Raw genomic sequence first — 23,647 nt, 5'->3', positions numbered from 1 at the left:
AAAGTCACCATCATGTTCATCGGAAATATGGGCGCGCTCCTCGCCGGCGCGTCGCCGCTCCCGCTCGCCCTCGCGCCCGAGCGCAAAGAGGATACGACGCTCACCGTCGAGGTGAAACAGGCCGTCGAGACGCTCGGCAAGACGTTCGAGGAGTTCAAGACCAAGAATGACGAGCGGCTGAAACAGGCCGAGAAGAAGGGCGAAGACGCCGTCACCAAGGACGAGGTCGAGAAGCTCAACAAGGGCATCGACGATCTCAAGGCCGAGCTGAAGAAGCAGCTCGATGGTCTGGAAGCGAAGGCCAACCGCCTGCAGCTCGAAGGTACCGGTGACGGCGCGGCCGAGCAGAAGGCGGCGGCCGCATTCGGCGATCTCGTCGGCAAGAGCGGCTATACGGCGGCCGAGCTGAAGGACTATCGCGCCGATCTCGGCAATTATCTGCGCCGCAACGAGGTCAAGGCCACCACCATGATGGTCGGCGCCGATCCCGCCGGCGGCTTCTGGGTCTCGCCCGACAACACCGGCCGCATGGTCAAGAAGCTTTACGAGACCACGCCGATGCGCCAGCTGGCCAACGTCGTGTCGATCGGCACCGATCGCCTCGAAGGCCCGATCGACAACGGTGAAGGCGATGCCGCCTGGGTTGGCGAAACGGACGCGCGTCCGCAGACCGATATGAGCCAGCTCGGCATGTGGGCGATCGACGTGAACGAGCTCTATGCGTATCCGATGGTAACGCAGAAGCTGCTGGAAGACGCCAAGATCGACATCGAGGCTTGGGTCTCGGACAAGTCGGTGATGAAGTTCGGCCGCAAGGAAAACACCGCGTTCGTCAACGGCGACGGCAACAAGAAGCCGAAGGGCTTCCTGCAGTACAGCTCCACGGCGGATGACGATGCCGCGCGCAAGTGGGGCTTCTTGCAGTACATCGCCACCGGCGCTGCCAATGGCTTCGCCAATGCCAACCCGGCCGACTGTTTTATCGACCTGATCTTCTCGCTGAAGGCGGGGTATCGCCAGGGCGCGGGGTTCATGACCGCGCGCAAGTCGCTTGGTGCCGTCCGCAAGCTTAAGGACGGTCAGGGCAACTATCTGGTCGATTTGCGCTTGCGCGACGGTGCGCTGGTGGAGTCGATTTTCGGCTTCGGCGTCACCGACGGCGAGGATATGCCGCAGATCCAGGCGGCCGCCACGCCGTTCGCGTTCGGCAACTTCGCCGAGGCGTACACGATCGTCGATCGGCTCGGTGTGTCGGTGATCCGCGACAACATCACGCGCCCGGGCTTCGTGAAGTACCACATGCGCAAGCGCGTGGGCGGCGGCGTCGTCAATTTCGAGGCGCTGAAGCTCCTCAAGGTCGGCGCGAACTAAGTGATCCCGGTCCCCGGCGGCTCCATTGGGAGCCGCCGGCTCTTCCGCGCGCTGCCCCCGAGCGCACGTGAGAGCCGGCGTAGGCGTCGGACCCACCAGCAAAAAGGACGTCCCATGACCCCCAATCGCGACGCCGCGACCGGGCTTTTCCCGGTCGAGGCCCTCACTCCCGCCGTTCTCAGCGCGACGCAGTCGTCTGCCGTGCTCGACATGATCGATTTCCAGTCGGCGACCGTGCTGCTCCATATCGGCGTCGGCGGCATCGCCTTCAGCGCCAACAACAAGATCGAAGTCTCGCTCACGGTCGGCGATCTTGCCGATGGTAGCGACGCGGTGCCGGTGACCGACCTAGACGTCGTCAAGGACGGCCTCGCGCCGGCCGCGATCGCCAACGGCATTGTCCGCTCAATCGTCGCGCCGAAGGCTGCCGCTGATATCCAGCGGATCGGCTATATCGGCGGCAAGCGCTACCTGAAGGTCACCGTGACGTTCAGCGGCGCGCACGCGACCGGCACGCCGATCGCGGCCTCGGTCGCGAAGATGCGCGCGACTTTGAAGGGCGTCGCCTAAGTCATGGCCGAGCCCGTTTCGCTCGACGACATCAAGGCGCATCTTCGCCTCGATCCGGACGAAACGGGCGAGGACATCTACCTTCAGGCGCTGATCGTGGCGGCGCGGCGGGCCTGCGAGCTGCGCATCGGTGGCGCGATCGTTGCCGGCGATGCTTCGCTCACCCTGGACCGCTTCCCGGCCAGCCCGCACCGCCACGATGGCGTAGACAGAGTTTTGACCATCTTCCTGCCGGCAGGAACGGTGACCGATATCGTCGATATCAGCTACCGCTCGAGCGACGGCACCGAGCAGCTGCTCGATCCCTCGATCTACGTCGCCGATCTTACGCGCTCGCCCGCTCGGATCGGCCCGCTCGGCGCCTGGCCAACGGCAGCACGCACGCCCGGCTCTGTTATCGTACGCTACACGCTGGCAGCGCTGCCTGATGACGATCTCCAGACCGTTTGCCATGCGATTCGCCTGCTCGTCGGCAACTGGTACGCGAACCGCGAAGGTGCGGTGGTTGATACGCGCGGCACGCCGGCGGAGCTGCCGCTTGCCGTGAGGTGGCTGCTCGAGCCGCTTCGCCTGGTGGCGACACCATGAGCCTGCGCGCCGGCCGCCTTCGTCACCGCATCACCATCCAGGAGCAGAACCTGGTCAGCAACGGCCGAGGCGGCTTCAAACCGGCCGATGGGCAAGATCCCTGGCGTCCGATTGCCGCAAGCGTGCCGGCCGAGGTGCTGGCGCTTCGAGGTGACGAGGCGGTCAAGCACCTGGTCGAGCGCGCGGTGCAGCTCTGGCGCGTGACCACGCGGCCGCGCACCGATGTGACGCCCACGCACCGGCTGGTGTGGAAGGGTATCACCATGAACATCAAGTCGGTCGCGGTAAGCGTCGCCGGCGACGAGCTGGTGATGACCTGCGTGAGCGGAGAAAATGGCCGATGAGCTCGAAGGTCAAAGGCCGCAAACAGTTCGCGCGTGTCGTCAAGACGATGCCCGACGAGGCTCGGGCTGACCTGGTAAGCGCCTTCAGCCGTGTCGGCCAGCGTGCCCAGGCGGCGATGCAGGCGCGCGCCAAGTTCAAGACCGGCGCGCTACGCCAGGGCGTGAAGTACAAGGTGCTGCCCAAGACGCTGCGCCTCCAGGTCGGCCTGCTCGGCACCAAGCGCGGTCGCTCCAAGCTGTTCTATGGTTTCGTGCTCGACAAGGGCCGCAAGGCGCAGACCGTGACGATCGCGCGCGGCCCGCGCCGGGGGGCGTCGATGAAGGTACGTGCGCTGACCGGCGATCGGTTCGTCTCGGGCGAATATCCCGACCTGCGCGACGCCACCATGCGCGAGGTGAAGCCGCTCTTTAGCCGTATCCTGACGCGGATCGGCACTGGCGGCAGCGATGACTAGCGCCACCGAGGCAACCGATCTGCTCGCCTATGATCAGCTGAGCGAGAACATCACTGACGCGGCTGTGTATCAGGACGTGCCGGACACCGCGTCGCTGCCGATGGTCATCATCGGTGACATGGAGAGCGTGCCGTTCGCCGGCGCCAACGATCCCGATCGCCGCATCACGCTGACACTGGTGGTGCTCACCGAAGGCGACGAGCGAGCGCCCTGCTCGGCGTTGCAGGGCCAGATCGAGACGCTCCTCGCCAGCCAATCCTTCCTGGTCGAAAACTGGAACCTGCACGTCTCGCTCGACAGCAGCGATGCGGCCCTTTCCGACGATGGCTCCGGCTACGTCGGCACCACAATCCTGACGATCCTCGCCTTCCGCGAGGACTGAACGTCGCCCTTTCAGTCAACCTCCGCCCCGCTTCGCCAGCGGGGCTTTTTCGCATGGGAGAAGCACAATGGCGAAGAAGCTCGGTAACGATTACCTGGTGTGGCTCGAAAGCTCGACCACGGCAGGCACCTACAATCTGGTCAAAGGCCAGCAGTCGGTCTCGATCAGCCGCGACGCCGGCTCGATCGACACCACCACCAAGGACGAGGCCGGCTACGGTACCTCGGCGCCTGGTCTGAAGTCGCTCAAGATCTCGCTCGACACGATTCCGAACCTGCCGGATGCAACCGGCTATACCGCCCTTGAAGCACAGTGCAACGCAGCGCCGGCGGTGCCGTTCAACATCCAAATCCGCAAGGGCGGTGCGGCCGGCGCGTCCGCCGACGCGGTGTTCCAGGGCCTGGTCTACGGCAACATCAGTTCGACCGAGTTCGGCCAGAACGACGCGGTCAAGGCGAAGGTCGAGTTCACGGCCGCTGCCGCGCCCGTCAAGGACGTGCTGGGCTAAGACATGGACGACGCCAACGCGCTGCGCGGCGAGGTCATCCTGGTGCTGGAGGGGCAGAGCTTCGTGCTACGCCCCTCCTATACCGCGATCATCGCGATGGAGCAGAAGACCGGCTTGCCGCTCATCAACATCGCGCAACTCGCCGAGCAGGCGGCGCTGACGCTCGAGGCGCAGGCGATCGTCGTCACCGAGCTGGTGCGTGCGTGGGGCCGCGAGGCACAGGTCGACGAATATGCATCGGCGGGTGAAAAGGCGACGCTGACCGCCGCCAAGCACGCCAGCGTCGACTCGATCGGTGCACTGCTGTTCGACGTTGGCGGCATGGCGGTGCAGCCGCGCATCGCGATCGTCCTCGGCCGTGCCCTTACTGGCGGGTGCCTGCCCTCGGGGGAACCGAAGGCGACGGGGATGATGACCACCGGGATCCCCGTCGCCGACTAGCCGGCATCGCCACGGTCGCTCTCGGGTGGTCGCCGGTGCAATTCTGGTCGTCCACGCCGCACGAGTTCTGGGCCGCTTTCGAGGTCTGGAAGGCGATGAACAAGCAACCCGACGAGGAGTAAGCGATGGCCGGTTCGCCCGACGTCAAGCAGCTGCTCCTCCAGGTCGACGCCTCGGTCGAGCTGCTGCGCCGCAACCTCAATGCCGGCCAGGCGCGTGTCGATCAGTTCGCGACCGATACGCAGCGCCGGCTTGACGCGACCGATCGCCGTTTTGGCGAGCTTGGCCAGCCGCTCGGCAACCTCAACACGTCGATCGCTTCGGCGCGGAAAGAGATCGCCACGATCGGCACGTCGGTCAGCCAGGCCGAGGCCAACGTGCGGCGATCGTCGGAGGGCATCAAATCGGCGCTGCTCGCCTCGGCGTCCGGCATCGCTGCCGCCTTCTCGGTCGACCACATCAAGGACTATGCCGACGGCTACACGCGGTTCACCAATCAGCTGAAGGTCGCCGGCCTGGAAGGCTCAGCGCTCGGCAAGACGCAGAACCAGCTGTTCGACATCGCCCAGCGTTACGGCGTCCAGCTCGAGACGGTCGGCACGCTCTACAGCCGCGCGTCTCAGGCGGGCAACACGCTCGGCGCGACGCAGTCGCAGCTGATCAAGTTCACCAACGGCGTCGGCGCCGCGCTGAAGGTCCAGGGCGGTTCGGCCGAGGAGGCGCAGGGCGCGCTCCTCCAGCTCGGCCAGCTGCTCGGCTCCGGCACCGTCCACGCCGAGGAGTTCAACAGCGTCAACGAAGGCGCGCGGCCGATCCTCCAGGCGGTCGCCAACGGTATCGACAAGTACAAGGGCTCGGTCGCTGCTTTGCGCGCAGACGTCGTCGCAGGCAGCGTCACCTCGAAGGACTTCTTCGACGGCTTCCTGAAGGGCTCGGCGCAGCTCGAGCAGCAGGCTAGCAAGGCGAACCTGACGATCGGCGCATCGTTCGTCGTGCTGAATAACGCGCTCGGCAAGTACATCGGCGAGACCGATGCCAGCTTAAGCGCGACCGAGCGCGTCTCGCTCGGCATTACTACGCTCGCCAACAATCTCGGCATCGTGCTCCCCGCGCTGACGACGATCGCGGTCGGCTTCGGCGCCGTGAAAGCTGCAGGGCTCGCATTCGGCGCTGTCTCGACGATTGTCGCAACGGTTGCGGATGCCGATCGCGCGCTTGCAGCACAAGTGCTAAGCGGCAACGCTGCGTTCGTCAGCCGTACCCAGCTCGCCGCCAAGTCGGCGCAGCTGGCAGCGGCCGGAGCAGCCGAGGAGGTCGCCTCGATCGAAGCGACGATCGCCGCACGCCAGGCCGAACAGGTGGAGCTCGCCGAGCAAATCGCGGCCGAGCGCGCCTTGGTAGCGGAACGTAGAGCAGCGGCGCAGGCGGCTGCGGTCTCCCTCACGCAAGGTGGCCTCGATCAACGCAACCCCGCACTTGCTGCCCAGGTGCGCGCCAATAACGACGCGACTTTTGCGACGCAGCGTCTGACGGCCGCGCGCGAGCGCTTGGCGATCGTCGATGGCGAGCTCGCGGTCGCCGAGGGTGCGCTTGGCGGTGCCCAGGAGCGGTCGGCGTTGGCAACCGGCGTGGCGGAGGCTGCAACGGCTCGCGCGACCATCGCATCACGCGCCGGTGCCGCTGCAACGCGCCTCCTCGCCGGCGGCTTGACGTTGATCGGTGGCTCGGTCGCCGGCGGAGCGGCTGTGCTCGCGATCGGCGCGCTGGTCGGGGCCTTCCTGCTCTATCGAAATGCGGCAACTGCTGCCGATGAGCGCAACAAGGCGACTGCCGCCTCGATGACGGCAACGGCTGAGGCAAGCCGCAATCTCAACACCAACCTCGCTGTGCTTGCCGCAACTGGCAAATCGGCTGCTTCTGGTATCGCGCAGGCCGGTAATTCCGCCTCGGGCGCAACCGGTCAGATGCTGTCCTTCGCCGGCGCAGTCGGTCAAGCGGCACAGAAGCTGTACGAATTAGCGAAGGCGCGCCAACACGAGCAGATCTTGCGGTTCGCTACGGAATCGGTTGACGCCGAGAAGCGCGCGAACGAGGCGCAGGCTCGGATCAACGCCCGCCGGCCAAGTATCTTCCAGGATGCCATTCGAGGTGGTGGACCGCTTTCAGCGGCTGACCAGAAAGCTAATGCCGACGATGCGCGAATCGTCGCCGAAAATCGCGCCATTCAGCAGCGGAACTACCAGGCAGCGTTCGAAGCCAAGGCCAAGCCTTTAGAAGGGCGGATCACCGAGAACGACAAAACCGGCGGCTTCGACGTCAATGGCGAGCTCGCCCAGGTCACCCGCGACCTGGTCGTCGCCCGCAAGCGCGGCATCAAGTCGCAGGTCGACGAGCTGCAGGCGCAGGCGTTCGAGCTGACGCAGTATAAGAAGTACCGTGGCAAAGGCGGCCCGAACGACCTGTCCCCGACCGCTGCCAAGGCTGCGGCCGCAGCCGATGCTGCTAAATTCCGCGACGCGGCCGCTGGCGCGCAGGGCGACCGTGACGCCAAGGCCGGCCGCACCGCCGCCAATAAAGCTTCCCGGGATGCCGCGAAGCAAGCGCGTCAGCAGGAAGCAGCGGCGAAGGATGCTGCCGCCGACGACAGGGCCTTCACTGCCGCCGAGCGCCAGTCGAACAACGAGATCGCGGCCGCGCGCGCGGACCTCACAAATTCGGCGGTCGAACGCGCCAATATTGAGAAAGCGCGGATTGAGGACGAGCGGCAGAGCCGCAAGGATGAGATCGCTGACCAGGCGAAGCAAGGCCGCTTCGGATCCGGCGACGTCGCCAAGAAGCGCACCGACGAATTACAGCGGCTTAACGACGAACGCGCGGCGCTCCAGACGCAAGTCGTCGATGCGCGCGAGAAGCAGCGCGCGGCCGACGAAAGCCTGCAGGTCGCCTCGGCCGGCCGCTCCAACGAGGCCGAGCTGCTGTCCAAGCAGGAGGCGCTGGTCACCACCGCCGCCCAGCGCCGCGATCTGGAACAGCGGATACTCAACATCCAGTATGACGAGGAAAAGGCCAAGCTCGAGGGTGTGATCGCATCGCGCGATACCAGCGAGACCGAAAAGAAGATCGCCGCGCAGCGTCTCGAGGCGCTCGGCAAGCTACGCGATGCCGACCAGGCTAACCTCGATCAGAAGAACGCCGGCCCGATCGCGCAGTACCGCCAGCATCTGAAGCAGGCGACCGACGACACCAACGAGGCGCTCCAGGGCGTTGCCGTCGATGGCCTCGAGAACCTTGAAAGCGGTCTGGAAGGTATCGTGTCGGGCACGGAAAGCGTCAGCTCTGCTTTCAAGAAAATGGCTTCCTCGATCATCGCCGACCTGGCGCGGATCGCGATCGAGAAGCTGATCGTCTCCGCGATCGGCGGCGGCAGTTTCCTCGGGATCAAGCTCGCTACCGGTGGCAAGGTCGAGGGCAGAGCGACCGGCGGCCGGATCTCGGGCCCGGGCAGCGGCACGTCGGACAGCATCCTTGCGATGGTCGACGGCAAGAAGCCGTTGATGGTGTCGAACGGGGAGTCGATCGTCACGGCCGAGGCAACCCGCGATCACTGGCCGCTGATCGACGCCATGAACAAGGGGCGGCTGCCGAAGTTCGCGACCGGCGGCATCGTCGGCACGCCGCGCCTGTCGAGCATGGTCGCACCGTCGGTCGGCAACATCACTGGCACCAACTCGCGCGTCCAGCGGCTTGCGGTCGACCTGCACGCCAAAATCGAGGCGGCGGAGGACTTCAACGTCAGCATGCAGAGCGTTGCCGCGCGCACGGTTGGCGCCGCTGCCGGCCCAATCATCATGGGCGCAAAAGCCGAAACGGTTCGCTCGCTTAAACGCCCGTCGCTGCCGGGGGGCTTTAGCTGATGCTGATCGCTTTTCCGGCATCGCCGGTACCGCAGAAGATCAAGTGGGACATCGAGCAGCCCGGCCAGGCCAACCGTGGCGAGTTCACCGGCAAGCGGCGGGCGACGCTGCTTGCCGCAGCGCCCCGCATGCACGCCACGGTGACCATGCCTCCGATCCTCGGCGAGGACCGCGCGCTCGACTGGCGCGCCTTCATCTTCGATTGCGACGGCATCGCCAATCGCTTCCCGCTGATCGCCTGCGAGCGCGACCAGTGCGGCGAGGCCGGCGTGGTGGTCGATGGCGCATCGCAGTTCGGACACAGCCTCGCGACACGCGGCTGGAGCTCGCCCGGGCTGAAGCTGCGGCGCGGCAACTTCATCACGGTCGGCGAGCAGCTGCTCAGCGTGCAGGCGGCGGTCGTTGCCGACGCCAACGGCAAGGCGACCATCAGCATCAAGCCGTACGTCCGCGTGCAGCCAAACGACGGCGACCCGATTGAGGTGCGGCGGCCCTACGCCGTCATGGTGATGACCGATCCGAAAGCCGGCTGGGAAGCGGGCATCGGCCAGAACTATGCGATCAGCTTCGAGTGCGAGGAGGCGTTCTAGTGGACAGCCGTCCCGACACCAACGCCAACGCCGCGCTCGCAGCCGACGTGCGCCGCCCGGTGACCTTCTGCCTGCTCGATCTCTCTAACGGCCCGATCCGCGTGACCAACGCGCCCTACAGCTTCTCGTTCGCTGGCACCGGCGACGAGGATCTCGACGGCTTTACCTTCCAGGCGGTAGATTCGCGCGTCGTGTCGGTCGGCCCGGTCAAGGCGCAGGAAGGCGGCACCGACACTTTGGTGCTGACGCTGTCCGGTCTCGCCGGCGTCGACGACGAGCTGATGACCGAGCTCGGCGACCGTGCCAACTATTCCGGCCGCGACTGCCGCTTGTGGCGCGCCATGCTCGATCCGCAGCAGCTGACCCGCGTTGGCGCGATCTGGTCGTATTTCACCGGCTACATGTCGGTGCCAAAGATCGTCGGCGATCGCACCAGCCAGACGATCCAGCTCAGCGTTGAGACGTATCTCGCCTTCTTCGGCCAGGCGTCGAACCGCACCTACCTCGACCAGCTGAGCTATGACGCCGGCGACCGCTCGGCCGAGCTCGCGATCGCAGTCGCAAACGGCGCCAACCGCCGCACCTGAGGATCGCCCATGTACCGGAAGCCCGACTGGGATGCGCGGCTTGCCGCGTATCTCGATCCTCTTCGCGCGCGGCCCTTCGCCTGGGGCACGCACGACTGCTGCATCTTCACCGCCGGCGCGATCGAGGCGATGACCGGCGTTGATCCGATGCCGGAGTTTCGCGGCCGCTATTCTACCGCGATCGGCTCGGCGCGCGCGCTCACCCGCTTCGGCAAGGGCACGCTCGCCGCGACCCTCGACGCCAAGTTCGAGGGTGTCCCGGCCGCGCTGGCGCATCGCGGCGATATCGTCATGTCGGATGGCGCGCTCGGGATCTGCTGGGGCTCGGCGCTGATTGCGGTCGGCCTCGAGGGCGAGCGCGAGGGCCTGGTCAAGATCGAGCGCCGGCGCTGGAGCAATGCCCGCGCCTGGCACGTCCGGTTCGGCTTCTAGGGCGTGGCCAAGGTTCTAAAGATCGCCGGCCTGGTGGTCGGCGCGGCCGTGCTCGCCGTTGCGACCGCCGGTACCGGCCTGGCGCTGGTCGCCGGCACCTCGCTCAGCACCGCGCTTTCGGTTGGCGGCGCGCTGGTGGGTGCCACCTTCGGTGTCGGCGCCGGCACGTTGCTACTCGGCGCGGCCGCGCTGTCGACGATCGGCACGGCGCTTTCCAACCCGCATGTCGCCTCCTCGCAGACCGATCGCCTGGTCGCGACGATCGACCCGCGCGCGTTCCGCAAGACGGTGCTCGGCCAGACTGCAATGGCCACCGATATCCGCTATGAGGAATGGTCGGGCAACGATCAGGAATATTGCGACTGGATTGTCGCGCTCGCCAGCCACGGGATCGACGGCGTCGAGGAGATCTGGCTCGACCAGGAAATGGCCTGGTCGCAGACCACCGGCGTCGTCGCCAAGTACAACGGCTATTTTTCGGTCCCGAACATCGTGCTCGAGGGCTCGCCGGCGAACGCCTTCACCTTTGCCAGCGGCAAGTGGAATAGCTCGGCGCGGCTGACCGGCTGCGCGTACCTGCGCCTGCGCTTCAAGACGACCGGCAACAGCAAGAAGGCGACGAGCCCGTTCTCGAGCTCGATTCCGACCAGGATCACCATCATCGGGCGTGGCGCCAAGCTCTATGACCCACGCCGCGACTCGACTGTCCCGGGTGGCTCCGGTCCGATGCGCTGGGACGATCAATCGACCTGGCGCTACACGACCGATGACGGCGCCGTAATTGGCGAGAACCTCGCGCTCCAGATCCTGCGCGTCGTGCTTGGCTGGCGGATCCGCAACCCGGGCACCGGCGAGATGCGCCTGGCGACCGGCTCGGGCGTGCCCGGGCGCCGGCTCGACCTGGTCGCGTTCCAGGTCGCCGCCAACCTTTGCGATGAGCAGGCCAATCGCTCGGCTGGCGGCACCGAGCCGCGCTATCACGGTGCCGGCGTGATTTCCGAAGGCGATGATCCCAAGCAGATCCTCGACATGCTCTGCGCGGCCTGCGCGGGACGCTTCCGCGACACCGGCGGTAAGCTCGCGCTGGTGATCGCACACAACGATCTGGCGGCAGCCGCAGCCGACGACGGTCTCAACGACGACGATGTGATCGGCGGCTTTACCTGGGATCCCGATCCCGCGCTTGAGGCGACCCCGAACGTGGTGCGCGGCCGCTACGTCGATGCGACGTCGGCCTCGCTTTACCAGCTGATCGACTATCCCGAGGTGCGGATTGCCAGCCTCGATGGGCAAGACCGCATCATGTCGCTCGACCTGGGCGTGGTGGAAAGCCCCAGCCAGGCGCAGCGGATTGCCAAGCAGGCGCTCGAGCGGCGCCAGTACCAGCGCAGCTTCTCCGCAACCTTCGATATCCGCGCCTGGAAGTACACGGTCGGCGATCCGGTGCCGTTCACCTTCGGGCCGCTCGGCTTCACGCGCGCGCTGTTCCGCGTCGCCTCCCAGGAGTTGGGGCAAGGCGGCTCGTGCGACATGACGCTGTCGGTCGAACATCCGGTCATCTACTCCTGGGACGCGAGCGACGCGCCTCCAGTGCTCGCGGCCGACCCGATCATCTACGACAAGGGCAATAACCCGCTCATTCTCGCGATCGGCGAGGCCGCCAATACCGCGCTGTGGAGCGCGGTTGCCAACGACGACGGCAACAAGCCGGAAGACAAAGCAACCTACGGCGCGCCTGGGAACAGCCCTGTAGGCGACCGCACGGCCGCACAGATCGTGTCTGATCTGTCATTGAACGGGACCAACGCCCTTTTCGCCAGCGCCTTCGCCATGAACAAGGGCGCGATCCTTGATGCGATCTCGCAGCTTCAAGGCGGCAGCGCGCTCGTCGCACAGGTCAACACGCTCACCACCAAGATCACCGACCCGACGCAGAACGGTATTCAGACGGTGAACCTGATCGGTGCGGCCCAGCCGGACGGCAAGGGCGGAACGATCTTCGTCATCAATCAGAACACGGCGCTCGGCACGCCGGACAAGCTGCTCGGGCAGACGATCGACACCATCGTCCAACAGGTGGGCGGTCATGAACAGTCGATAACGAGCTTCAAACAGATCCTGACGGCACCAGACGGTTCGACAGAACTTCGCGGTGTGTTCTCGATGACCGATGGCAACGTCGTCACCGGCATCGTCAATACGCTGACTGGCGGCAAGAGCCGCTTTGCGATCGCGACCGACGATTTTTACATCACGTCGAAGGATGGCAGCGGGATTGCCTACAATCCCTTCACGATCATCGACGGCGTCGTCACCATGCTGGACGTGGTTGTGCGAAAGCTCAGCTACGAGGCGCTGATCCCGCTTTTCGGTGATCAATATAGCAGCCTGAACGCCGACTACGGTTGGGAGATCATGCCGAGCGGCAAGATCAGGCAATGGGGAAAGCTACGTCAGACGATCAATTCGGAAGTCGCGTTTTCGATCGTGTGGCCAAAGCAGTTCAAGACAGTCTGCACCGCGCGAGGTGGCCATCCCTTCGTCGCCGCATTCAACACCGCCAAGGATTTGTACGTCCAGAACGTCGGCGAGGCTTCGGTCTCGGGGGGCTCATTTCAGACGCAGGCGTCGACCGGAAATGCGCAGAGCCTCGATGGGATCGACTGGTGGGCGGAAGGTTACTGAGGGGGATTTATGACTACAGTCACCAACGACCAGCTCTCGGCCTCGATCGCGGCACTGAAGGCGACGCTCGACACCTTCACCAGTCTGGTGCCGGCGTGGTGTGATGGCGTCGCCGGCGGCGGCCCAAACAGCGACGGGCGCTACCCGTTCCCGAACAGCCTGGGTGGAACCAGCCTCGTGAAATGCGTCGCGCAGCTCGCAGCCGACAGCCAGAAGGTGACGATCGCCACCGGCAAGATCATCTCAATCGGCTTCTCGCCGGGATTCAATAGCGAGGGCAACTCGCAATACACTTTCAAGGCTTCGGACAACGGCGGCGTCTTTTACCTGCTCAGCAACAACAATGCAGCCAACAATACGATCAAGCTAATCGTGCCGACAAGCTTGCCGGTGGGGTGGGCGGTGCTGATTGTACAGGCCGGTCTTAGCCCGCTGCGCGTGTACCGTTCGGACGACACCAGCCCCAGCACGAATGCCGGCGTGGACAATCGGCAGGGCTTCTACACCACAGCCGGCAAAGGATCGATGATGCCGATCATGGTGGAGCCGGGCGGGCTGGTGAATGTCAGCGGTGACGTGGGACCGAACAAGTGAGTTCAATCTAGAGATACCTGATGTACGCGGCCACCAAGCCTCAGACGATTGCTCCGACGTGGGTGATCGAGCGCGTCTCGCCGTCCTATGTTGACGAGGGCGATGCGGTCACACTGAACCTGTACGGCATCAATCTCGCCCCAGGCTGCCGCGTAATCCTGTGGATCACCGAGAATATCGCCAGCGACGGCAACTGGATCGAGGGCTGGTACAACGTGTGGGCGCGCGAGATCGCGGCCAAAGGCGGTCTCGACATTCGTAAGCTCGTCCTGAACTCGGGCACGCCGCAGGGCGTCGGCTACCTGTCGGTGCTTTTGACGGCGAACGCCAACTACAATCCCAATACGGTCTACACCTTCACGAACTACACGCGTCGCAACCGTGCCGACAACCAGACGCCGCTGCCTGACAAGACGATGGGGCGACCGTTCCAGATGCTTCTTCGCCAGATCCCGGCGAACCAAGGCGGCCTTTCAACAGACGGCGCGATCCAGGGCCGAGGTGGATATGCTGCATATGTGCGGGATAGCTCACGCACGCCTACCGGCCTGCCATCGATCTACGTCCAGCAGTACGGCGCGAACGGCGATCCATTTGCGATCAACGTGCAGGAAGGCCACGGCTTCCGCGTCACCATCACCGGCTACAATGTCGCCCCGAACACGACGATCAAGATGTACGTCGCCAACGTCGGGCAAAACGCCATCACACCCGGCCTTCGCGACATCATTCCGAAGGCGGCGCAGGCGGCCGGGTGCGTCGGGACGGTGAAGCCTTGGACGCAAGCCACCGCGTTGCAGTGGTTCAACGGCGGCACGTTCAAGTTCCCCTCGACCTACGTCAGCGGCACGCCGATCGTGATGGACTTCATCGTCACGAAGAACGACGTGGTCGATCCCCCGCGTCAGCTCGATATTCTTTCGAGCGTGGTTTACGAGGGCGACATCGACGACTTCGGCGGCACGGCCAACTACGCTGGCAACTGGGACAGCTCGGTCCAGTACAACAAGCTCGACTGGGTCTACTATGTGCCGACCGGCCGTAAGTATTTCGCCAAGCAGGCAAGCAAAAACGTGTCGCCGCCAACGGACGACGGCGCGACCTATGAGAATGACGTGTGGCGGGAGTACGTGCCGGTCAACCTGTCTGGCACGTCCAACTCTCGTCAGCTGGTCGACCAGCCGCCCCGCTATTGGGAGCTGCGCGCGACCGAAGACGGCCAGACTATCACCTACACGATTCAGGGGCCGGACAATTCCGACAGCACGGTCGCGTTCACGAGCGCCAACCCGCCCGCCGGCTTCGACGCCGCGCTTCAGCAGGCACTGAGCAACAGCGGTTTCATGACGCTGACCAACGGGCGGCTGGCGACGACCAACACCGTTATCGGCGGCGGCGCTGTGACTTTCACCGTGCTGTTCGCAGGCAGCGGCAAGCACACGATGCGGCTTACCGACGTGCAGGGCACCACGAACCCGTACATCACGATCGGCGACGCCTGCGTCTACCTGACCAAGCCAGCGATCGACACGGTGCGGAACCTTTATGGCTGGAACGCTGCCGGTGGCGAGTTCAACACGCTGCTGACACCGAACTACACCGATCAGAAACCCGCCTCGACGTGGGCCAACGGTACGCCGGGCACGTGGATGGTCTATAACGGCGGCAGGTATTACTACCCGTCGAAGCCTGAAGATCCTGATCCCGCCTGGCGGCATCAGCAGATGGACTATTTCTACAAGATGGGCGCGCGCTACATGCGCTTCCCGTTCAAGATGCAGCGCCTCCAGCGGCAGGCATTCGGGCCGCTATACTACGGCAACCCGCTGCCTTTCACCAAGTTCGATGGGCAGGACATGCGCCGCGTGATCGAGGCCTCGTTCTACTGGCTCTCGACCTATCCTGACACGCGCGTCGTGTTCGACGCTCACGACTTCGGCGAGCACACCTACAACATCGTGCCGGCCGCGAATGGCAACCCCGCGACCTACGACAGCGCTCGCTGGCGCTTCGACAATCCCGACGCAGAGAACCGGCCGGAGGCGCTGGTGGATTTCTGGGCCAACAAGTTCGTGCCGGCGATGCTCGCCGAGCTGCCGATGGGGCGCTGGGACTTAGATTTCCAGAACGAGCCGAAGGAAGTGGGCTCGTATATCGCCCCGACGCAGTGGGCGGCGACGATGCAGTGGCTCACGAACGCGGTGCGCGCGCGGACGGATTACGTTGGCATATGTCACCGCGAGATGACCGAGTATTCATCGGCTACGAACTTCGCGAAGAACGGCAACAGTGAAGCCAACATCAACAGCTACGATCCACTGCGCAACATGGTGTTCCACCTGCACAGCTATAACGACAAGGATGGCTCGGGGACGTCGGGCACGTGCGTTGTGGATGCGGGCAAGAGCCGGCTCGTCGATGCGACGAATTGGGCGCGCAATAACGGTTTCACGCGCGACAAGGGCTACGGCTTGTTTCTGGGAGAGACGGGCGCGGGCGCTCGCAATGTGTATGGTCAGGAGACTTGCGGGCCTGTCATCGACGGCGAGCTGCAATTCCTGCTCGACAATGCCGACGTGTGGCTCGGCTACACCTGGTATGCGTCGGGCTTTGGTGTGTCGTACCCGTTCTCGCTCGATCCCAGCAATGGCAACTACCTGGACCCGGTCCACACGCCCAACCTGCTGCTGAATTCCGCCATCTGGAAAACCGGTAACAAGATCTCAGCCTGATCGCAGGCCTAGCCGGCCGCGACCATCGCCTACGAGCGCACATCCATGCCCCGAGCTTCGCGGGCAGGCCGCTGGCGCTTATTTTCAAGGAAGACGCCATGTCGCTCGAGCACATCCCTGATGGCGCGAAGCTGTCGTTCGACGTCGCGTCGGCCGGCATCGTCGTCGGCACGCTCGCGCAGCTGCTCCCGCACCTGGCGGCACTCCTCACGATCATCTGGACGCTGATCCGGATCTACGAAACCGACACCGTTCGCGGCCTGCTCGGCCGCAAGCGCTCGATCGACTGACCTCCCGCCGAGCTCAGCGCCGGCGGCCCCATAGGAGAAACTACGATGGCGTCGAACAACACGCCGGTGATCGCGCGCGCGATCGCCGGTGCCCTTAGCGCTGTCTCGATCGCGGCGCTCGCCCTTGCAACGCCGGCGCTCGAGCAGGACGAGGGCAAGCGCAACATCAGCTACCTCGATATCGCGAAGATCCCGACCGAGTGCTTCGGTCATACCGGCCCCGAGGTCCGCGTCGGTGTCACCAGGTCGGACGCCTATTGCCGAGCCATGCTCGCCGGCGACGCCGAGACGCACCTGCGCGGCGTGCTCGCCTGTACCCCAACACTCACCGATCGCCGCTACCAGCTCGCAGCCGCAACCCGCATCGCCTTCAACACCGGCGTCTCCGCCTTCTGCGGATCCACGATCGCGAAGCGCTTCAACGCGCGCGACTGGCGCGGCGGCTGCGACGCCATGCTCGCCTGGAACAAGGCCCGCGTGAACGGCCGCCTGGTGGTCGTCACCGGTCTCGCCAAGCGCCGGACGCGCGAGCGCGCGATGTGCCTCACCGACCTTTGACAGGAGAACACCCATGAACATCATCACCAGCATCGCGCCGATCGCCGCTTCGGCCGCCACGCTCGCTGCCTCGCCGACGTTGCTCCTCGCGCTCGGCCTCATCCACCTCGGCGCCAAGGTCGTCGGCCGGCTGATCCCCGACAGCCGCAAGGGCGTGCTCGGCGGCATCCGCAAGGCTGCCAAGGTGCTCGCGGCCGAGCCGACCAACCGCGTCTCGGATATGTCGGTCAACGACGTCATCCATTCGATCGGCGTGATCGGGGCAGCATCGCCTCAGGCCACCAGCTTCAAAATCCAGGACGGTGTCGTCACGCTGCCGAAGGTCGGAATCGACGCGGTGCACGTCGGCAACGGCCCCGAAGACACGGCCACGCAGCTCATAGCCGATCTCACCACCAACGCCAAGAACGTGTCGATGGCGCAGGCAGCCGTCGACAAGCTCGGTTCGCTGCTCGCCAAGCTGAAGAGCTGATCGCGTGACCGGCCGCATCACCACCTCGCTTGAGGGTATCGCGCACGGCTCGCTCAGCATGACGATCACGCGCGCAGACGGCACCGTCGAGGATCTCGGCGTCGTCGCGGAAACCGCGCCCGAGAGGCGCTCGATCCTCACCATCCTTGGAGGCCTGCTATGCCGCAAACGCTGAAGTTCACCGTTCTCAACTCGCAGATCGTCACGCTCGACGCTGCGATGACCACACCGGAGGGCGAGGACTACATCGCGCAGTTCAAGCGCACCACGCTTGAGGCGCTGCCGGCCGACCAGCTCGGCAAGACCTTCTCGGCGGTGCTGCCGGCCGACGCGGCCGCCGAGTTCCCCGAAGGCACCGTCATCACCGTCACCATCAACGCGGAAGTACCCGCACAGCAGGAGGCCTGATCAATGGCGAACATCCTCGCAAATCTCGGCCGCGCGCTGATGATCAACCGGCTGCTCGGCCTCGGCACCGAGCCGAAGCAGATCGGCTGGGGCACCGGCGCTGGCACTGCGGCCGTCGCTGACACCGGCCTGTTCTCGGAAAAGGCGCTCGATCTGGCGGCAACGACCGGTTCTCGCGTTGCGGGCACCTCGTCGGCTGTCACTACAACGGTGAGCAACGACACCTATCAGGTGATGGGCACGCTGACGGCGGCGGGTGCCGGCTCGATCACGAATGCCGGCCTGTTCGACAACTCGTCGATCGGCTCGGGCAATCTGTTCCTGAAGGGCGACTTCACCGCAACCGCGCTCAACCCGGGCGATGCGGTGACGTTCACCTTCAAGCTTCAGCTTCAGTAAGATCATGACCCAGGTCGTCGTTGTTTTGCCGTTTGGCAGCGGGACTTGGACTGCGCCCGCAGGCGTCACGACTGCCGACATTTTCGTCGGTGGTCCTGGCGGCGGCGGGTATGGCTCCGCCACACCTTCGCAAAGGCGCGGCGGCGGCGCGGGCGGCTCGATCGGGACGCGCTGGACGCTCACGCCTGGAGAAGTGCTCGACTACAGCATAACGGGCGGTAGCAGCTACACGAAGCCTTACATCGAAAGCGCGGACGAGAACCGATACGCCTATGCCGGTTACGGCTTCCCAGGCTCGGCCTCCACGAACGGAACGGGTTCGCCCGCCAACGGCAACGTGTCCGCTGGTGTTACGGTGCTGTATTCGTCGGCCGGCGGCAACGGCGGCGGTAGCAGCAACGGCGCGGGTGCGGGTGGCGGCGGCGGCGCGGGCGGACCCAATGGCGACGGCGCCAACGGCGGCATCGCATCCGGCGCATACAGCGGCGGTGGCGGGGGCGCGAACGGCGGAACGGCGGGCAACGGCGCTACGTCATCGAGCGGCGGCGACGGCGGTGCCGGACGCGCAGGCGGCGCTGGATCGGGCGCAACCAGCTCCGCTCAAGCTGGTGACGGAACAAACGGCGGCGGCGGCGGCGGCGGCTCAAGCGCATTCCCGCTTGGCGGCAGCGGCAGCATGGACGTGTGCTGGATTGATAGCGTTTCGGGCGCGTTGGTCGGGCCAGCCTCCGGTCAAGGAGGTCGCACGGCAGGGTCGGCTGCAGCCGCGAAGAAGGCGGGTTACGGTGCGGGCGGCGCAGCCGCAGACAGCACATCGACGGCAGGCAAAGGCGGTGATGGCTACATCGTGATCGTCTACACGCTCACGAGCGCGAATATCTCTATGGGGATCGGCGCCAGCTCCACGGCCATCGCAGCGATCACTGAAGCATCGGCGCGCGGGGTCGCGATCAGCTCCGCCGCGATCAGTGCGGCACGCACGCAGTTCGCGCAGGCGTTGCTGCGCACGGTCTCGAAAAGCGCGCTGGCGTCCGGCAGTATGGGATCGGCGGCAGCGCTTGGCCGCGCCGTGTCGGCTGCGACGGTGGGGATCGCTTCAGCAGGCGCGCGCAAGGCGCTTGGACGCTCGGTAAATGCGAGCGCAGCCGGCGTTATAGCGCTCGCGCTTCGCGGCATGGCTGCGCGCACCATATCCGCCGCCGCCTCGGGGGTGGCGTCCGTGCTGGAGCAGAACAGCTTCGGCCGCGCGATCCTATCGGCAACAAGCGTGTTCGCCGATGTCGCTAGGGGGCGTTCGCGGCTTTGGGTGCCAACCGATCTCGGGGCGGCCCTAATCGGCTGGTTTGACGCAAGCGACACCAGCACGATGACGTTCGCGGCTGACGGCGTCACGGTCAATCAGTGGAATAGCAAAGCGCAGAGTGGCTTCCCGCTGGTGCTGGGGTCGTCTGGCAAAGGTCCGGTCTACAGCGCAACGGCTCGAAACGGGCTTCCGGCGCTGGTCTTTAACAGCAACACTCCGCTGATTGCGACCAACACCAATATGCCTTCGGGTAATAACCCAGTCGTGATTTGCGCGGTTGGTGAATTCACCACGACGGGTTGGCGCTCGATCTTCAACCAAGGCAGCACGCTCGTACGTGCGTTGGGCATTGCAAACACCGGCAACACCTACATCAGCAACAAGTCTGGTTCCAACACGATCAGCAACGTGTCTTGGAACAACAACGACGTCATCGCGATTGCGAGCTGGGATGCGAACGGGCAGTACCTCAACATCAACGGCGCAAGCGGAACCCTGTCCCGCAACGTCGCCTATGCCGTCGACAATCAGACCGTCGTCGTCGGCGGCTACAACGCTGGTGACACGACTGGCCTGAACGGGCCGCTGCAGCAGATGGTGTTGGTGGCGTCCGGCCTAACCGCGGACCTACAGCAGAAGCTCTCGGGTTGGTCGGCATGGAAAACCGGGCTTCAGGCGAAGCTGCCGGCCGACAATCCCTACCAGTCTGCCCCGCCGATGGTGACGACATCGGGTCTGACCTATGCGTTCTCGATCATCGGCGCGAGCGTAGCTGGAATTGCCGGTGCGAAGGTGAACAGCGCCAAGCGCGCGATCACCGTAGCCGGGATCACGGCTACGGTGATCGCGCGCCGGTACCTGGTGGCGCGCTCGATCGCGGGCGCGGCCGTGCCGATCGCCGCGCTCACGCGCGGCAGCGGCATTTACCGGACGGTCAGTACGATCGTTGCAGGGGGCGTGTCGCTGGCGATCATGGCTACGCGCGGGCGTGCTATCGTGGCAACTGCCGGGCAGATGGTGACGCTTGGCGCTGGGCACAGCCTCAAGCTGGCGTTCACCGCTGCGATCGCCGGGGTGTCGTCGATCGTTCGTGGTGCGCGTAGCGCCCGCGTCGTCGAAGCGTCGGCCATTGGGAGCGCTGCGGCGGCTTCCTCGCTCTCGGGTGTCCGCACCGTGTTAGCGACTGCGACGAGCAGCGTGACCACGTCCCGCGCCTTCGCGCTGGGCCGCTCGATTGGCGCGACTGCCGGCGCGATCGCCGGCGTGGTGGTCCGCTTAGCTGAGCATTTCACCCGCCGCGTATCGAGAGGCTTCGCGCTGGCGGCGAAGTCCCGGCGCTTCTCCGCCGCCAGTTTCGCGCGGCGAACCTTTGATCTGAAATCGAAAGGGAGCGGCATGCTCAGATTTCCAACGAAATACGTCGACGAGGTGCGCAACGCCTCGGTCGATCTTAGCGCGGAGCTTGCGGACGGAGAGCTTTTCGTCGGCGAAGCCGATGTCGCTACGATTGACGGTGACGTCGTGATCAGCAACGTCGCTCGCCAGGGCGCGGTTGTCACCTTCACCTTGGCTGGTGGCACGCCGCAGGCAGCGCTTGATCAGAAGCTTGCGATCACCTGCGAGACGGATGCCGGGCAAACGATCGAGGCGATCGCAACTCTGCCGGTTCGCGCATCATGAGCGCGCCTGTGATGCGGTCCATTCACATGGATGATCTGTCGATCGTCGCGACACCGATCCTGCCAGGATCGGTAGCCGTTCGGATGCATCGGCGCGGCGAGGCAAGTTACTTCGCCAACATCATTGCATCGCCGCTTGACGGCGGCCGCGAGGTGTACCTGACGAGCCACCTGTCGACTGCCGGCACGCTCAGCCACCGTAAGTGGCTTGCCGCTGCCGCCGAGTTTTATCCAGACGTCAAAGCTGTGCTGTTTGAGCGCCTCGGTGCTGATGGACGATTTACCGATCATCGGCTTCTTCTCTGAGCGATCAGCGCTCTCGACGTCGTGGGCGGACGCTGGCATAGCTCAGCCGTTCACTCGTCCCTAGCCGGAAGGTTGAACCCGCGCGCGCGCGGTCAGCGTGGCCACCGGTTCTCCGGGTGGCCTGCGGAATAGAAGACCCTTCGGGGGAATACGTGGGGCGCAGTTGCCATGCTCTGCGCGGCTAGCCGCCCGGTACCAGGCGGCGAAGCTGCCTGGTCACTGACCCCAATGTTCCCCCGAAGCCACTTCCCTAAGCTTATGCGCCAACGGCGCCCACAAGATCCTGCGGCCGATCGGTCGTAGCTCCGCCGATCGCATCGATCGGCGGCCATCCAGCGCGTTCTAGCCGGCGCGCCTTCCCCCCCCAAAGAAGGACACTATGACCGGCTCCATCGCTGTACGAACCCCTGCGCCTTATCTCGGCGGCAAGCGCAACCTCTCCCGCCACCTGGTCGGCCTGATCGGCGAAACGCCGCACCGCACCTATGTCGAGCCGTTCGTCGGCATGGGCGGCATCTTCCTCAAGCGCCCGATCGCCGCGCCGGTCGAGGTCATCAACGACCTTTCGCGCGACGTCGCGACCTTGTTCCGAATCCTCCAGCGCCACTACGAAGCGTTCATGGATACGCTGAAGTGGCAGCTGACCAGCCGAGCAGACTTCGAACGCCTGCTCGCCACCAACGCCGACACGCTGACCGACCTCGAGCGGGCTGCGCGCTTCCTATACCTTCAGCAGCTTTCCTTCGGCGGCAAGGTCACCGGCCGGAACTTCGGTGTCGACAAGAAGGCGCCGGCGCGCTTCGACGTCGCCAAGCTGCGCGAGAAGCTGCCGGAGATTCACGAGCGCCTCGCCCGCGTGACGATCGAGTGCCTGCCATACGGCGACGTGATCCGCCGCTACGACTCTGCCGAGACGCTGTTCTACCTCGATCCGCCATATTGGAACTGCGAGAAGGACTATGGCGACGGCTTCGAGCGAGCCGACTTCGAGCGCCTAGCTGACCAGCTGGGGGGGATCGCCGGCAAGTTCATCCTGTCGATCAACGACACGCCTGGTGCCCGCGCCGTGTTCGCGCGCTTTAACCTCTCGGATATCGAGACGACCTATACAGTCGGTTCGGCAAGCGCCGGCGCGGGGAAGCGCGTCGGCGAGCTCATCGTCCGAAAGTGAGGAACGATGGGGGTATCGGCTGGGGTAAGCCCCTGGCCGATACCGCTGGGATACCGCACAAAAGCGCCATTCTGGACGCCACGCGGCGGAGCCATCCTCCGCCGCGTCACAGCTAGATATGAGAAAATCGGGAATCCTCGAGAGGTACAGCGATCTGGTAATGCTTTAGCTCGGTAACATAGATTAGCCTGTTTAGACTCGTTAATACGTACAAATACAGTATTTGTGAGGTGCATGCTTCTAGTGTGCTTTTTCCCAAAATAAACTTAGGTCGCCTTCGGGCGACCTTTTTGTACTGTTTCGGCTGGTCACCTCGTCGCGCAACACGCAGCGGAAAGCTCTTCTATCGCTTTCGACACAGAGTGCTACGCGGCAGAGACATCCTCCGCATTGTGCTCATGTACGAAGGTGACGCAGTCAGCTCAGAAGCGCCCAACTGCGAACGTTTAAAGCTGCAAGCCGAAGCGCGGCGCAAGCCACGTCATGGCAGCATATAGCGCAACAGTAAGCAAACACCCGATGAGCAAGGCTGCCCAAAACGACGCTCCGTTTCGCAGCAAGGCTGGAATTAAGAGGAACATCGGGAGCGACGGTAGGACGTACCAGAAGGTCGCTTGAGAGTGCGCAGCCATGTTTGCCGCATCTGGTCGCTCGCCCCATAACCAGATCATGCCTAAAACCGAGACCAATGGGAGAGAGGCAATAAGGGCGCCAAAGCCGGGATAACGCTTGGCTATAGTAGACGCCGAAGCGATGAGTATGCCCGAAACGGCGGCCTTGAGAGCTAGGTACAGCATTGAAGCACCATAGCTGTTGCCGACACCAGTGCTAGCTTATCGGGTACACGCAACAGCCGATTTCCACCAGT

General features: G+C 64.8%; 25 protein-coding genes. 24 read left to right on the top strand and 1 reads right to left on the bottom strand.

What is annotated here, in order from left to right; genetic code table 11:
* The first annotated feature begins 12 nt into the window (after positions 1 to 12).
* The 24 genes from OXR00_RS13115 to OXR00_RS13000 all read left to right on the top strand — a co-directional run bounded on the left by OXR00_RS13115 (position 13) and on the right by OXR00_RS13000 (position 22,779).
* Positions 13 to 1,371, top strand: a complete 1,359-nt coding sequence (locus OXR00_RS13115; RefSeq protein ID WP_267388686.1) for a phage major capsid protein — start codon at positions 13 to 15, stop codon at positions 1,369 to 1,371.
* A gap of 114 nt (positions 1,372 to 1,485) precedes the next feature.
* A complete protein-coding gene (locus OXR00_RS13110) occupies positions 1,486 to 1,941 on the top strand; it encodes a hypothetical protein (protein WP_267388685.1) in 456 nt (151 codons plus the stop codon).
* A 3-nt stretch (positions 1,942 to 1,944) separates the two neighbouring features.
* On the top strand, positions 1,945 to 2,529 hold the full coding sequence (locus OXR00_RS13105; RefSeq protein WP_267388683.1) for a phage head-tail connector protein: 585 nt from the start codon (positions 1,945 to 1,947) through the stop codon (positions 2,527 to 2,529).
* The gene (locus tag OXR00_RS13100; RefSeq protein WP_267388681.1) at positions 2,526 to 2,873 is read left to right on the top strand and encodes a head-tail adaptor protein; all 348 of its coding nucleotides are present in this window, start codon (positions 2,526 to 2,528) and stop codon (positions 2,871 to 2,873) included. Before OXR00_RS13105 ends, OXR00_RS13100 begins: the two co-directional genes overlap by 4 nt.
* Positions 2,870 to 3,328, top strand: a complete 459-nt coding sequence (locus tag OXR00_RS13095; RefSeq protein WP_267388679.1) for a hypothetical protein — start codon at positions 2,870 to 2,872, stop codon at positions 3,326 to 3,328. The genes OXR00_RS13100 and OXR00_RS13095 overlap by 4 nt, the downstream gene beginning before the upstream one ends.
* Positions 3,321 to 3,710 carry a DUF3168 domain-containing protein gene (locus tag OXR00_RS13090; RefSeq protein WP_267388678.1) on the top strand — a complete coding sequence of 130 codons (390 nt, stop codon included), beginning with the start codon at positions 3,321 to 3,323 and terminating at the stop codon, positions 3,708 to 3,710. The genes OXR00_RS13095 and OXR00_RS13090 overlap by 8 nt, the downstream gene beginning before the upstream one ends.
* 67 nt (positions 3,711 to 3,777) lie before the next feature.
* Complete coding sequence (locus OXR00_RS13085) at positions 3,778 to 4,218, top strand: phage tail tube protein (protein WP_267388676.1); 441 nt, start codon at positions 3,778 to 3,780, stop codon at positions 4,216 to 4,218.
* Positions 4,219 to 4,221: 3 nt separating this feature from the next.
* A complete protein-coding gene (locus OXR00_RS13080) occupies positions 4,222 to 4,659 on the top strand; it encodes a hypothetical protein (RefSeq protein WP_267388674.1) in 438 nt (145 codons plus the stop codon).
* Between the two features lie 125 nt (positions 4,660 to 4,784).
* Positions 4,785 to 8,573, top strand: coding sequence for a tape measure protein (locus tag OXR00_RS13075; protein WP_267388672.1), 3,789 nt, complete (start codon positions 4,785 to 4,787; stop codon positions 8,571 to 8,573).
* Positions 8,573 to 9,163, top strand: a complete 591-nt coding sequence (locus OXR00_RS13070) for a hypothetical protein (protein ID WP_267388670.1) — start codon at positions 8,573 to 8,575, stop codon at positions 9,161 to 9,163. Before OXR00_RS13075 ends, OXR00_RS13070 begins: the two co-directional genes overlap by 1 nt.
* Positions 9,163 to 9,750, top strand: coding sequence for a hypothetical protein (locus OXR00_RS13065; protein WP_267388668.1), 588 nt, complete (start codon positions 9,163 to 9,165; stop codon positions 9,748 to 9,750). Before OXR00_RS13070 ends, OXR00_RS13065 begins: the two co-directional genes overlap by 1 nt.
* A gap of 9 nt (positions 9,751 to 9,759) precedes the next feature.
* Entirely contained in the window at positions 9,760 to 10,182 is a 423-nt protein-coding gene (locus tag OXR00_RS13060; protein WP_267388667.1) for a hypothetical protein, read from the top strand.
* A 3-nt stretch (positions 10,183 to 10,185) separates the two neighbouring features.
* Entirely contained in the window at positions 10,186 to 12,867 is a 2,682-nt protein-coding gene (locus OXR00_RS13055) for a phage tail protein (RefSeq protein WP_267388666.1), read from the top strand.
* 9 nt (positions 12,868 to 12,876) lie between these two features.
* The gene (locus tag OXR00_RS13050; RefSeq protein WP_267388664.1) at positions 12,877 to 13,461 is read left to right on the top strand and encodes a hypothetical protein; all 585 of its coding nucleotides are present in this window, start codon (positions 12,877 to 12,879) and stop codon (positions 13,459 to 13,461) included.
* Positions 13,462 to 13,481: 20 nt separating this feature from the next.
* Positions 13,482 to 16,193: a cellulase family glycosylhydrolase gene (locus tag OXR00_RS13045; RefSeq protein ID WP_267388663.1), complete on the top strand. Its 2,712-nt coding sequence runs from the start codon at positions 13,482 to 13,484 to the stop codon at positions 16,191 to 16,193.
* A 98-nt stretch (positions 16,194 to 16,291) separates the two neighbouring features.
* Positions 16,292 to 16,483, top strand: coding sequence for a hypothetical protein (locus OXR00_RS13040; protein WP_267388661.1), 192 nt, complete (start codon positions 16,292 to 16,294; stop codon positions 16,481 to 16,483).
* A 45-nt stretch (positions 16,484 to 16,528) separates the two neighbouring features.
* Positions 16,529 to 17,041: a lysozyme gene (locus tag OXR00_RS13035; RefSeq protein WP_267388660.1), complete on the top strand. Its 513-nt coding sequence runs from the start codon at positions 16,529 to 16,531 to the stop codon at positions 17,039 to 17,041.
* 13 nt (positions 17,042 to 17,054) lie between these two features.
* Positions 17,055 to 17,513, top strand: a complete 459-nt coding sequence (locus OXR00_RS13030) for a hypothetical protein (RefSeq protein ID WP_267388658.1) — start codon at positions 17,055 to 17,057, stop codon at positions 17,511 to 17,513.
* 4 nt (positions 17,514 to 17,517) lie between these two features.
* Positions 17,518 to 17,688: a hypothetical protein gene (locus OXR00_RS13025; protein ID WP_267388656.1), complete on the top strand. Its 171-nt coding sequence runs from the start codon at positions 17,518 to 17,520 to the stop codon at positions 17,686 to 17,688.
* Positions 17,673 to 17,921: a hypothetical protein gene (locus tag OXR00_RS13020; protein WP_267388654.1), complete on the top strand. Its 249-nt coding sequence runs from the start codon at positions 17,673 to 17,675 to the stop codon at positions 17,919 to 17,921. Before OXR00_RS13025 ends, OXR00_RS13020 begins: the two co-directional genes overlap by 16 nt.
* A gap of 3 nt (positions 17,922 to 17,924) precedes the next feature.
* Positions 17,925 to 18,320: a hypothetical protein gene (locus OXR00_RS13015; RefSeq protein ID WP_267388652.1), complete on the top strand. Its 396-nt coding sequence runs from the start codon at positions 17,925 to 17,927 to the stop codon at positions 18,318 to 18,320.
* Between the two features lie 4 nt (positions 18,321 to 18,324).
* Entirely contained in the window at positions 18,325 to 21,303 is a 2,979-nt protein-coding gene (locus OXR00_RS13010) for a hypothetical protein (protein WP_267388651.1), read from the top strand.
* Between the two features lie 26 nt (positions 21,304 to 21,329).
* Complete coding sequence (locus OXR00_RS13005) at positions 21,330 to 21,608, top strand: hypothetical protein (protein WP_267388649.1); 279 nt, start codon at positions 21,330 to 21,332, stop codon at positions 21,606 to 21,608.
* A 379-nt stretch (positions 21,609 to 21,987) separates the two neighbouring features.
* Positions 21,988 to 22,779, top strand: coding sequence for a DNA adenine methylase (locus tag OXR00_RS13000; protein ID WP_267388647.1), 792 nt, complete (start codon positions 21,988 to 21,990; stop codon positions 22,777 to 22,779).
* A 446-nt stretch (positions 22,780 to 23,225) separates the two neighbouring features.
* Here OXR00_RS13000 and OXR00_RS12995 read toward each other — a convergent pair whose 3' ends face one another.
* A complete protein-coding gene (locus OXR00_RS12995) occupies positions 23,226 to 23,576 on the bottom strand; it encodes a DUF3147 family protein (RefSeq protein WP_267388646.1) in 351 nt (116 codons plus the stop codon).
* Positions 23,577 to 23,647 lie beyond the last annotated feature (71 nt).

The sequence above is a fragment of the Sphingomonas sp. GC_Shp_3 genome (assembly GCF_026540945.1).
Lineage (GTDB): Bacteria > Pseudomonadota > Alphaproteobacteria > Sphingomonadales > Sphingomonadaceae > Sphingomonas.
The sequence above is the reverse complement of the archived record's forward strand: the minus strand, read 5'-3'. Positions and strand labels throughout refer to the sequence as shown.